This is a genomic window from Streptomyces hokutonensis (assembly GCF_000376565.1).
Classification (GTDB): domain Bacteria; phylum Actinomycetota; class Actinomycetes; order Streptomycetales; family Streptomycetaceae; genus Streptomyces; species Streptomyces hokutonensis.
On the sequence record NZ_BARG01000027.1, the window covers coordinates 26,028 to 37,762 of the forward strand.

Consider the following 11,735-nt stretch of genomic DNA (forward strand, 5'->3'; position numbering starts at 1 on the left):
ACTGGACGGGGGTGACGCGGACTTCAGGCTCCGAGCTGTGCGGTCAGGAACTGTCCGGCCCGGTCCAGCGCGGCGCCGGCCTCGTCGAGGATCGGACCGTAGGCCTGGAAGACGTGCGGTACCCCGGGGGTGACGTCGAGGGTGACCTCCACGTCCGCGGCGGCGGCCCGCGCGGCGAGGCGTACGGCGTCGTCGAGGAGGACCTCGTGGCTGCCGACCTGGACGAGGAGGGGCGGTAGGCCGGAGAGGTCGGCGAAGATCGGGCTGATCAGGCCGAGCGCGGGGTCCTGTCCCGCCGTGTAGCCGGCGACGAGGGGTTCGAGGAGTTCCCGGGAGAACAGCGGGTCGGCCGCCTCCTTGGTGTCGATGGACGCCCCGGAGAGGGTGAGGTCGACGTACGGAGACATGACGAAGGCCGCGGCCGGCAGGGGCAGTCCGTGGTCGCGGGCGTTGACCAGGGTGGCGACAGCGAGTCCACCGCCCGCCGACTCGCCCGAGAAGACGATGTCCGAGGGATCGACACCATCGGCCAGCAGGGCTTCGTAGACCGCCAACGCGTCGTCCACCGCCGCCGGATACGGGTGTTCGGGGGCGAGCCGGTACTCGACGGAGTAGGCCTTGGCGGCGGTCCGCCCGCCGACCTGCGCGGCCAGACCGGCCGAGCTGAGGGCGTCCCCCAGGAGGTAGACACCGCCGTGGAAGTACAGGACGACATGGCGGGGTTCGACGCCGTCGACCGTGACTTCGACGACGGGGACACCGCCCAGCGTGGTCGGTACCGCCTTCACCTCGGGAGGCAGCGGCTGCGCCGACGTCGCCGCGTGCAGCAGCCGCCGCAGCTCCTCGACATCGGCGTCGAGGGGGAAGGGCGACTGGCGGAGGAACGCGTCGATGGTCTGTTGCTGCTCGGTGCTCACGGAGCGTCTCCGTTCGACGGGGGTGGATCGGCCGGCGCACTCCGCTCGGCCGGTGCGGGCCGTACCTTGCGCACTTCCAGGAGGTCGAGTCCCAGGGCCTCGACCTGGGCGAGGACGCCGAAGAGCGCCGCGGTGTCCGGCAGCAGCCCGGTGAGCACCGTCTCGGTACCCTGCTGCTCCGGCTCGAACGCGGGGAACGCCGTCAGCAGGGTGGGGCCGAGATGGCAGCCGACCCGGATCTCGTACATGACGGGGTCATCACCCATGCCCCCATGGTCCTCAGGGTCGGGTGAACCCGCGTCGCCGGAATCCGGTGATCGTGCGGGCGCTCAGCCGCGGCCGTTCGACAGCAGCCTCAGTTCACGGCCGCGGTGCACCGCCGAGGACCGGTCCCCGGCGCCGAGCTTGGCGTAGATCCGCCGGATGTGGGTGTTGACGGTGTTGAGCGAGACCGACAGTTCGGCGGCGATCTCGGGGCGGGTGAGGTTCGTCGGCAGATAGCGCAGGACGCGCAGTTCGCTCGGGCTGAGGTCCTCGGCCGGACCCGGGGGCGCCGACCGGTCCGGGGTGTCGCCGCGGACGGTGTCGAGGATGTCGGAGACCAGCGCGGCGTGCGAGGTGGTGCGCGGCAGGGCGTCCAGCAGTTCCCAGGCGCCGGTCGTCACGAAGGGCAGGATCGTCCGGTCCGGCTCGGCGAGGTTCAGGGCCTCCTCCACGGCCGCTCCCGCCGCCTGCCCGTCGCCGAGGTCGCGGCAGGCGAGCGCGTCCAGGAGCCGGGCCTCGATCGGGGTGAGGAAGGAGGCGACGGGAGCGGTGCCGTCCAGGACCGGGCGCAGTGCGCGGCGGGCACCGGCCGGGTCCCGCTCGGCGAGGTGGAGCACCGCGTCGGCGTTGCGGATCTCGGCGGCGGCGGACTGCCGGTCGTCGAGGGCGTCGAGGTCCGCGCGTGCGCGGTCGACCGTCCCGAGGCGGGCTCGGGTGGCGATCGTCCAGGCGGTCACCCGGGACGACAGCCCGTGCCGGCTCACCATGTGCGCCTGCACCTGCTCGGCGGCGGTCAACTCGGCCAGCGTTTCCGGGAGTTGACCGCGCGCGGCGGACAGCATCGCGGAGGTCAGATGGACCAGTAGACGTACGCCGGGTTCGCCCTCGGACCGGGTGACGTGCCGGGCGCGGTCGAGCCACTGCTCGCCCCGGTCGAACTCGCCCGTGCAGATCAGCGTCCCGGCCAGGGTGGCCTGGGCGGGCGCGATCACCGCCGCGGCGTCCCACCCGCAGCGGGCGGCCAGCGCCACGGCTTCCTCGGAGCGCTGCCGGACCAGCGCGAGGGAACGGCTGCCGGAGGCGAAGCCCAGATGGGCGCGGCAGGCCACCTCGAGATAGGGGCGGCCGATGTCCCGGGCGAGCGCGGCGCCCTCCAGGAGGTGACGCTCGCTGTCGTCGAGCCGCAGCGACCAGGCCTCGGTGACTCCCAGGTTCAGCAGCGCGAGGGCCCGCAGGTCACTGGCGAGCGCGATCTCGGTGTTGGAGCGGCCCTCGGCGGGCGAGGGCAGCGCGTCGGTCTGCTCGAACACGGCGTCGAAGTGCCCGCGCAGCCGGGCCAGCAGCAGATCCAGGGACGCGATCGCCGTCCGCAGCCGCGACCGCCGGTCCGGCGGAGTCGTCTCGGCGTACGCCCCGGCGATCTCGAGATGCGCCCGCGCCTCCTCCAGCCGGTGCTGGTGCAGATCGGCGTTGGCGTACACCAGGGCCAGTTCCGGGGAGTCCTCGCCGATGCACGCCGGGAACGCGCGCAGCAGCGCCACCACACTCCCGGCCTGCCCGTCGAGCGTCAGGCTGACCGTGTGGTCGGTGAGCAGCCGCGCCGCCTCGGACCAGTCCCCGGCGGCCTGCAGATGTCGTACGGCATCCACGGCCCGGGAGTGTTCGGCGAACCAGCGCGCGGCCAGCCGGTGCAGTTCCGGGATGGCCTCCGGGACGGTGCGGCGCAGTTCCAGCCGGAGCAGGTCGGCGAACATGTGGTGGTAGCGGAACCAGGTGCGCTCGGGGTCGAGCGACACCACGAACGCGTTGGCGTCCTCCAGCTCCAGCAGGACGCGCTCCGAGCCGGTCGCGCCGGTGAGCAGATCGGCCAGCTCGCCGTTGATCCGGTCGGGCAGGGAGGTGCGCAGCAACAACCGCTGTACATGGGGCGGTTGGCGCTCCAGCATCTCCGCCATCAGGTATTCGGCGACCGTACGGTGGCTGCCGGAGAACTCGGCGACGAACCGCTCGGGGTCCGGGTGCCCGGCCAGCGAGAGCACCGCGAGCCGCAGCCCGGCCGCCCAGCCCTCGGCCCGCCGGTGCAGCAGACCGGCCACGTCGTCGGGCAGCGAGACTCCGGACGCGGCGAGGAGATCACGGGTCTCGGCCTCGCTGAACCGCAGCTGCGCGGCGCGGATCTCGGCCAACTCCCCGGTCAGGCGCAGCCGGTGGAGATGCAGCGGCGGGTCGTGCCGGGTCGCGACGATCGCGTGGACGCCTCGGGGGAGCGCCGTCAGCAGGGCCGCGAGCTGTCCGGCGGCCTCCGCGGAGCCGAGCTCGTGCAGGTCGTCGATGACGAGATAGAGGGTGCTGCCGGACGCGGCGATCTCGGACAGCACCTTGTCCACCATCGCGCCCCCGTCGAAACCGGGCGCCGTGGGCAGTGGCTCGGTGGCGCCCGTCGCGCCACGGACGGCCTCCAGCAGGGCGGACCAGAACAGCTGCGCGTCCTGCTGACCCGGCCGTACCGACAGGAACGCGATACGGCGGTCCCGTCCCGGCCGGTCGGCCCACGCGCGCAGCAGTGAGGTCTTTCCGCTGCCGGCGGGCGCGGAGATCATCGTCACCCGCTGCTCGGACGCGCGGTCCAGGGCGGCGATCAGGTCGCGGCGGTCGATGAGACCCGGGCGGCCCCGGCCCGGGACGCGGGCGGTGCCCGCGGTGGCCGGCAGGTCGGGCATGACGCCATGTCCTCTGGTCACGCGGCCAGCGTAGTCGATGCGAATCACCGCATCCCGGCGACGACCGGTCACCCCCACGGCGGCGATCCTGGCCACCCGCGCGAAGGGCGAGGCACATGGGTGAGCCGACAGGAGACGGTGTGAGAGAGCAGCTGGGCGGGACCTTTCCCCTGGGACCGAGACGGGTGCACCGGGTCGGCTACGGCGCGATGCAGCTCTCCGGCGACGGGGTCTTCGGGCCACCGCGCGACCGCGACGAGGCGCTGCGGGTGCTGCGCGCGGTGGTCGACGCCGGGGTGGACCACATCGACACCGCGCAGTTCTACGGAGCGGGCACGGTGAACGAACTCGTCCGGGAGGCGTTGCATCCCTACCCGGACGGACTGGCGATCGTGAGCAAGGTCGGCGCCCGCAGCAGTGACCGGCCGTCCCTGCTCCGGCAGGGCATCGAGGAGAACCTGACCGCACTCGGCGTGAGCCGCCTCGCGGCGGTCAACCTGCGGATGGTGGACCCGTCCGAGACACCGGACGGCCGGTTCGACGCCCAGGTGGCGACGCTGGTCCAGGCCCGCGAAGAGGGGCTCATCGAGGGCGTCGGCCTCAGTCATGTCTCCCTACGACAGCTGCTGAGAGCCGTCGCGCAGACGGAGATCGTCTGTGTGCAGAACCTCTTCAACCTGGCCGACCAGCGCTCCATGGACGTCCTCAGGGAATGCGAGCGGCGGGGCATCGCCTTCGTCCCGTACTGCCCGCTCGGCTGGCCCGGTCAGGTGCGGCACCGGATCCTCGCGAACCCGGCCGTCGTCGCCCAGGCCGCCCGGCTCGGCGTCACCCCCGCGCGGATCGCCCTCGGCGGGCTGCTCGACCTCGCGCCGAACGTCCTGCTGATCCCCGGAACCCGTACCCGAGCGCATCTGGCCGAGAACCTCGCCGCCGCCGACGTCGGCATCGACGACGAGGCCCGCGCGGAGTTGAGACGGCACTTTCCCGACACCGAGCAGCACAAGCCCGAGGAGGAACCCGCATGAACAACGAAGAGATCGTCCGGAAGGCCTACCAGACGGCCGAGGTCAAGGACATCGAGGGCTGGCTCGACGCCTTCACCGAGGACGGGACGTTCACCGACGAGTCGGTCGGCGTCACCTACCGCGGCCGGGACCGTGCCTTCCCCGTGGAGAACTACGGGCGCGCCTTCCCCGACATGCACCGCGAGCTCTACCAGGTCTACGTCAGCGGGGACGTCGTCGTCGTACAACTGGCGCTCCAGGGCACCCACAACGGCCCGCTGAGCCTCGGCGACGGGACGCTCCAGCCGACCGGGAACCGGATGGACGCCCCCTGCTGCGATGTGTTCGAGCTGGTGGACGGGAAGATCAAACGCTTCGACTGCTATCCGTCGGGCACGGTGATCCTCACCCAGCTCGGCGTCCTCGGCGCACTGGGCGAGGCCCTGCACTCCTGACCCCGGGCTCGGCCCGCCGCGGTGTCCGGGGCGGGCCGAGCGGGATCACTCACGCATGGACCTGCGAGTCCACGCCGAGGTCGAGGCGGAGGGATTCGAGGATGATGAACGTCGTACTGGCCGTGTAGACGTCGGCGGCCGCGAGGACGCCGGTGTACTTCTTGATGACCGGCGCGGAGGCGTAGGCGACCTGGGCCGCCTGGTACTCCTTGACCGCGGCCCACGAGTTGTTGCCGTACTTCACGAAGAACGGCGTCGGGTCGACCGCCGTGAGCGCCTTCTTGACATTGGTGATGATGTCGTCCACGTACTGCTGGTAGACGACCATGTCCTGGCGGTTGCCGAGCCTGCCGATGTGGCCGCCGACGAAGTGCTTCCACGGGTAGCTCATGGCCTTGGCCGGGGCGGCGATGGAGCCGGGGACGTCCTCGTTGAGGTTGAAGCTGTCGAAGGGGACCCAGCCGGGCAGCAGGACGTCGACGAGCATCAGGGTCCTGTGGGCGGGCAGGTGGATGTAGACGTTGTCGGGGGTGTGGTTCGTGCCGTGCCAGGCCAGTTCGACGCGCTCGCCGCCGACCCGCAGCGTGTGGCTCTTCTCGAAGGTGATGTCCGGGACCGGCCGGGCCGGGTCGTTGTCACGGGCCAGCAGTTTCCTGGTCTCGGCGTGGCCGATCCGCACCACGTTCTTGCCGAACAGCGACGAGGCGCCGAGGTGGTCGGCGTGGTGGTGGGAGTAGACCAGATGGGTCACTCTGTTGGAGACGCCGTTGGCGGCGGCGATCTCGTCGATCGCGCGCTGGAGGTTGTGCCCGATGGTCGGCGGCGCGTCGAAGAGCACGACACCCTCACGGGTCGTCAGGAACGCCGCCTGGTAGGTGCCGTCGGTCACCCAGTACAAGTTCTTCTCGATCCGGCCGACGTAGTAGCCCTGCGCGTTGACGGCGGGGCCGAGCGCGGAGGGCGGGATGGGCGCGTAGTCGGGCAGGTCGGTGGAGGTGGCGGCCGATGCCGGGCCGGCGAGCGCGGCCACGGTGGGGACGGCTGCCAGCGCCGCACCGGTGGCGAGGAAAGAGCGGCGGTTCGTCGAGGACATGGTGATCTGCTCCAGTCGGTCGATGACGCGGGGGAGGTGATGCCGTACGAGAAGGACGTGGGTCTCAGGCGCCGTAGGCCGGCACGATCGCTCCGCTGATGTGCTCCGCGAGGTCGCCGGCCAGGAAGGCGATGACGTCCGCGATCGCCTCCGGCCGGACGGCGTGCGCGAGCGCCTGCGGCGGGAACACCGCCCGGTTCCTTGCGGTGTCGAGGAGTTGGGGCGCCACCGCGTTCACGCGGATGCCGTCCGGGCGCAGTTCCAGGTCGAGGACGCGGACGAGGTGGTTGAGCGCCGCCTTGCCGAGGCTGTACGCGGCCGTCCCTGGGGTCGGTTCGGACGCCGGCCGGGCGGACACGTGCACGATGGCGCCCCCGCCGCGCTCCCGCATGTACGGCGTCACGGCCTGGCTCAGCCACAGCGCGGCGGCGAGGTTGACGTCCAGCATGAGGCGCAGGTCCTCGGGGGTCGCACTGAGCGCGTCTCCCGGGCGGAACGCCCCGAGCGTGTTCACCAGCACCTCGGGAGGACCCGACTCGGCGGCGATCCGGTCGACGAGATCCTTGGCCACGGCCCGGTCGGTCGCGTCACCCACCTCCCGGCGGATGCCGTCGGGCAACGCCTCCAGTGTCTTGGCCGTGCGGTCGACCGCCGTCACGCTGAACCCCGCGTCCGCGAGAACCACCGAGGTGGCGAAACCCAGTTCGCCACCCGCACCGACCACTACCGCCACACGTCCGCTCACGAGACCGCCTCCTTGTCGTGCGCCAAGGTTCGCCGCGGGACAGGTGAGCGGTCCTCACCGGATTCCGGTGATCCGGCCCGCTGCCACCGGTGGCCATACGCCGATGGCGAGCACGCCCAACGCATAGGCGCGGGCGACCAGTTCGGTACGGTTCGCCGCGCCCCAGCGGGCCGACAGGCGCCGTAGGTGATAGGTCACGCCGTCGGTCGTGAGACCCGTCTCGCGGGCCGCTCGGGCGCTGGTGGCGCCGCCGGCGAGCAGCGCCAGGATGCGGGCCTCGATGAGGGTGACCCGCGCGGGGACCGGCTCGGCGGGCGCGGCCTCGCCCTGTACGCGCAGCATCACCAGCAGCGCCGGAGTGTCCTCCACGGTGTCACTGACCGGGTCGGCCGTCAGCTCCCCATGGCGCTCGGTGCCGTCCGGGGCCCGCCAGCGCACCGACACCTGGTACCGCGAGCGGTGCCGCAGCCGCAGCGCCTGCGCGATCCGCTCCACCTGGTCCGACTCCTGCGGCCGGAACAGGTCGAGCACGTCCTGGCCGCGCAGCCGGCCCGGTGTCGTACCGCACTCGGCCGCCATCGCGGGATTGGCCGCCTGCACCATGCCGTACACATCGCACACCGCGACCGGCACCGCGACCCGGTCGAAGAGCATCAGGGCACGGTTGCGCCACACGACGCCCTCCCTGCGATTCCAGTCCACCGGCACTACACAACCATGAGAGACGAGGGAGGTTCAGTGGCAGGTCCCGCTGCCGCTGAGGCAGGGCGTGTAGTGGACGCCCGGTGTGGGCGTGGGGTCCGGATGGGCTTCGTCGTAGTCGTGCTGAGCGCCCGTGAACAGGGCGGCCACCAGCAGGGCGATCAGGAGGTTCGCCACCAGCGACCACGGTGCGCGGGACAGCGCCGAGAGTACCGCCAGAGCGAGCACGACGTAGAAGAAGTGTTCCATCCAGGCGATGTTCGCGAGTGTCTCCGCGTCGATCTCGCGCTGGTCGCCCTGCGCGGCCCAGACCGTCATGCCGTGGCTGAACGTCGCCCAGACGAGGGTGGCGAGTTCGCCGAGGAACAGGAGGACGGAGACGGCGATGTCCGAACGGGCGGACGTCCTGCTGGACCACGGCCATCTGCGGTACCGGGGCGGATGTTCGGGCACGGCTCGCGTCATGACCACACCCTGCCGGGCCGGTCGCGGGGCGCGCATGAGTACGCGCACTCAATAGCCGGGCGGAGTTCTCGGCGCAAGCCGCCACCGGTGGTTCCCGCTACAGGATCATGTAGTCCCGTGGCGCGGTCCGCCGGGCCGGGGCGAGCACGCTGGAACGCAGTACTTCCGTACCGCGAAAGGCAGTTGTCGCGTCATGCCCCCCACCGGCACCCTCCTGAACGTCCCCGTCGTCGACATCACCGCGACCGGCCCCGGCAGCACCCCGATGCAGCAGATCATGGACCTGATGCGCCGTCACGGGCCCGTGTTCGTACGGCGGTTGCACGGGCGGGACACGTTGTTCGTCAGCGATCTCGACCTGGTGACCGACCTCGCCGACGAGCGGCGGTTCGCCAAGCACGTCGGGCCCGCCCTGGAGAACGTGCGGGCCTTCGCCGCCGACGGACTCTTCACGGCGTACAACGACGAGCCCAACTGGGCCAAGGCGCACGACATCCTGATGCCCGCCTTCGCGCTCGGCTCCATGCGCACCTACCACCCCGTGATGCTGAAGGTGGCCCGCCGGCTCATCGGGGCCTGGGACCGGGGCGCGCGCGACGGACAGCCGGTGAACGTGCCCGACGACATGACCCGGATGACCCTCGACACCATCGGACTCGCCGGATTCGACTACGACTTCGGGTCGTTCGAGCGCGCCGAGCCGCACCCCTTCGTCGAGTCGATGGTCCGCTGCCTGGAGTGGAGCATGACCCGGCTGGCCCGCGTGCCGGGCAACGACTACTCGGCGGCCGACGCCGCCTTCCGGGCCGACGCCGACCACCTCGCCCAGGTCGTCGACGACGTCATCGCCGCCCGCGCCGGTGCCGACCAGGGCGAGGCCCAGGATCTGCTCGGGCTCATGCTCAGCGCCGAACACCCGGACGACGGCACGAAGCTCGACACCGCCAACATCCGCAACCAGGTGATCACCTTCCTGATCGCGGGCCACGAGACGACCTCCGGCGCCATGTCCTTCGCGCTGTACTACCTGGCCAAGCACCCCGCGGTGCTCCAACTCGTGCAGCGCGAGGTGGACTTGCTGTGGGGCGACACGGCGGACCCGGAGCCGACCTACGACGAGGTCGGCCGGCTCACCTACACCCGCCAGGTGCTCAACGAGGCGCTACGGCTGTGGCCCACCGCCGCCGCGTTCAGCCGGCACGCGCTCGAGGACACGGTGCTCGGCGGACGCATCCCGCTCAGCGCCGGGCAGGCCGTCACCGTGATCGCCCCGATGCTGCACCGGCAGCCCGGCTGGGGCGACAACCCCGAGCTGTTCGACCCCTCGCGCTTCACGCCCGAGGCGGAGGCGGCGCGTTCCGTGCACGCCTTCAAGCCGTTCGGCACCGGTGAACGCGCCTGTATCGGGCGGCAGTTCGCGCTGCACGAGGCGACCATGCTGCTCGCGATGCTGGTCCACCGCTACCGCCTCCACGACCACGCGGACTACCGGCTCACGGTGAAGGAGACCCTCACCCTCAAGCCCGACGGCTTCACGCTGACGCTCACCCCGCGCACCTCCGCCGACCGGGTGCACCCACCGCTGCCGGGCGCCGTCGAGGCCGCCACGGCTCCCGTGGTCGAGACCGGTCTCTCCACCCGTGTCCGCCCCGGCACCCGCGCCCTCTTCCTGCACGGCAGCAACTACGGCACCTGCCGCGAGTTCGCCGCCCAACTCGCCGATGGGGCTGCGGTGTTGGGCTGCTCCGTCGAAGTCGCGCCGCTGGACGCCTACGCCGACGGCCTGCCCACCGACCGCCCCGTCGTCATCGCCGCCGCCTCCTACAACGGCCGCCCCACCGACGACGCCCTCGCCTTCGCCGCCCGGCTGGAGGAGCACCACGACCTCACCGGCGTGACCTACGCCGTCCTCGGCGTCGGCGACCGCAACTGGGCCGCCACCTACCAGCACATGCCGACCCGCATCGACGCCCGCCTCGCCGAACTCGGCGCCACCCGCCTGACCGACCGCGCTGCGGCCGACGCCTCCGGCGATCTCACCGGCGCGGTAAGGGAGTTCACGGTACGGCTGCGCACGGCCCTTCTGTCGGAATACGGCGATCCCGACGCCGCGGACTCGGGCCCCGTCGAACCGGCCACCGGCTACGAGGTCCGCACCCTCACCGGCGGTCACCTGGACGCCCTCGTCGAACGGCACGGCCTCGTCCCGATGACCGTCACCGAGGCCCGCGACCTCACCGCGCCCGGCCACCCCCGCCGCAAGCGCTTCGTCCGCGTGGCCCTGCCGGACGGCACCGGCTACCGGACCGCCGACCACCTCACCGTCCTGCCCGCGAACGCCCCCGCCCTCGTCGAACGCGCCGCCACCGCACTCGGCGTCGACCTCGACACCGTCCTCGACATCCGCCCGGCCCGCCCGCGCCGCGACGGCCTCGCGGTCGACCGGCCCGTGACGGTACGTCAACTGCTCACGCGTTACGTCGAGCTGCAGGACCGGCCGACCGCCGCCCAACTGGTCGCGCTCGCCGCCGCCAACCCCTGCCCGCCCGAGCGCACCGCCCTGGCCGCCCTCACCGACGACCCGCGCACCTTCGTCGAACTCGTCGAGGACCACCCGGCGTTGCGCGGCGCCCTTGACTGGCCCACGCTCCTCGACCTCCTCACCCCGCTGCGCCCCCGCCACTACTCGATCTCGTCCTCGCCCGCCGTCGACCCCGGCCACGCGGACCTGATGGTCTCCCTGCTGGAGGCCCCGGCCCGCTCGGGCAAGGGCGTGTACCGGGGGACCGGTTCCGGCCACCTCGCCACCCTCGCACCGGGCGACACCGTGTACGCCCGCGTCCAGCCGTGCCGCGAGGCCTTCCGCATCGACGACTCCACCCCGGTCGTGATGATCGCGGCGGGCACCGGCCTCGCCCCGTTCCGCGGCACCATCGCCGACCGTACGGCCGCCCTCGCCTCCGGGGCCCAACTCGACTCCGCCCTCTGCTACTTCGGCTGCGACGCCCCCGACGCCGACTACCTCCACGCCGACGAACTCCGCGCCGCCGAGCGCGCCGGAGCCGTCTCGCTGCGCCCGGCCTTCAGCGCCGCCCCGGAGGGCGGAGCGACCTTCGTCCAGCACCGGATCGCCGCCGAGGCGGACGAGGTGTGGGCCCTGCTGGACGCGGGTGCCCGGGTGTTCGTGTGCGGGGACGGAGCGCGCATGGCACCGGGGGTGCGGGAGGCGTTCCGTACCCTGTACCGGGACCGCACGCCCGGCGCCGACGAACCGGCCGCCGAGCGGTGGTTCAACGGACTGATGGCGGACGGGCGTTACGTCGAGGACGTGTACGCCGCAGGCTGACCGAACGGGAGAGGTGGGCGC

At 72.3% G+C, this 11,735-nt stretch carries 10 protein-coding genes; 3 read left to right on the top strand and 7 right to left on the bottom strand.

What is annotated here, in order from left to right; translation table 11 throughout:
- Nucleotides 1-23 precede the first annotated feature (23 nt).
- From SSP08S_RS15280 to SSP08S_RS15290, 3 genes are all read right to left on the bottom strand, one after another.
- Nucleotides 24-917: an alpha/beta hydrolase gene (locus tag SSP08S_RS15280; RefSeq protein WP_019068489.1), complete on the bottom strand. Its 894-nt coding sequence runs from the start codon at nt 915-917 to the stop codon at nt 24-26.
- Nucleotides 914-1,183, bottom strand: coding sequence for a DUF8691 family protein (locus SSP08S_RS15285; protein WP_019068490.1), 270 nt, complete (start codon nt 1,181-1,183; stop codon nt 914-916). The genes SSP08S_RS15280 and SSP08S_RS15285 overlap by 4 nt, the downstream gene beginning before the upstream one ends.
- Before the next feature lie 63 nt (nt 1,184-1,246).
- Nucleotides 1,247-3,922, bottom strand: coding sequence for a winged helix-turn-helix domain-containing protein (locus SSP08S_RS15290; protein ID WP_245607887.1), 2,676 nt, complete (start codon nt 3,920-3,922; stop codon nt 1,247-1,249).
- A 119-nt stretch (nt 3,923-4,041) separates the two neighbouring features.
- On the opposite strand from SSP08S_RS15290, the gene SSP08S_RS55345 reads away from it, so the two are divergent.
- Nucleotides 4,042-4,929 (top strand): aldo/keto reductase, encoded by an 888-nt coding sequence (locus SSP08S_RS55345; RefSeq protein WP_245607888.1) that lies wholly within the window; start codon nt 4,042-4,044, stop codon nt 4,927-4,929.
- Nucleotides 4,926-5,363, top strand: a complete 438-nt coding sequence (locus SSP08S_RS15300; protein ID WP_019068493.1) for a nuclear transport factor 2 family protein — start codon at nt 4,926-4,928, stop codon at nt 5,361-5,363. Before SSP08S_RS55345 ends, SSP08S_RS15300 begins: the two co-directional genes overlap by 4 nt.
- A gap of 49 nt (nt 5,364-5,412) precedes the next feature.
- On the opposite strand, the gene SSP08S_RS15305 is transcribed toward SSP08S_RS15300, so the two are convergent.
- The 4 genes from SSP08S_RS15305 to SSP08S_RS15320 form a co-directional block, all read right to left on the bottom strand.
- A complete protein-coding gene (locus SSP08S_RS15305) occupies nt 5,413-6,456 on the bottom strand; it encodes an MBL fold metallo-hydrolase (RefSeq protein ID WP_019068494.1) in 1,044 nt (347 codons plus the stop codon).
- A gap of 64 nt (nt 6,457-6,520) precedes the next feature.
- Nucleotides 6,521-7,201: an SDR family NAD(P)-dependent oxidoreductase gene (locus SSP08S_RS15310; RefSeq protein WP_026178511.1), complete on the bottom strand. Its 681-nt coding sequence runs from the start codon at nt 7,199-7,201 to the stop codon at nt 6,521-6,523.
- Nucleotides 7,202-7,255: 54 nt separating this feature from the next.
- Entirely contained in the window at nt 7,256-7,855 is a 600-nt protein-coding gene (locus tag SSP08S_RS15315) for a PAS domain S-box protein (RefSeq protein ID WP_439654576.1), read from the bottom strand.
- An 81-nt stretch (nt 7,856-7,936) separates the two neighbouring features.
- Nucleotides 7,937-8,368, bottom strand: a complete 432-nt coding sequence (locus SSP08S_RS15320) for a DUF6234 family protein (RefSeq protein WP_102133347.1) — start codon at nt 8,366-8,368, stop codon at nt 7,937-7,939.
- A 193-nt stretch (nt 8,369-8,561) separates the two neighbouring features.
- Between SSP08S_RS15320 and SSP08S_RS15325 the strand changes: the two genes are divergently transcribed.
- Nucleotides 8,562-11,714: a bifunctional cytochrome P450/NADPH--P450 reductase gene (locus SSP08S_RS15325; RefSeq protein WP_019068498.1), complete on the top strand. Its 3,153-nt coding sequence runs from the start codon at nt 8,562-8,564 to the stop codon at nt 11,712-11,714.
- Nucleotides 11,715-11,735: the final 21 nt, after the last annotated feature.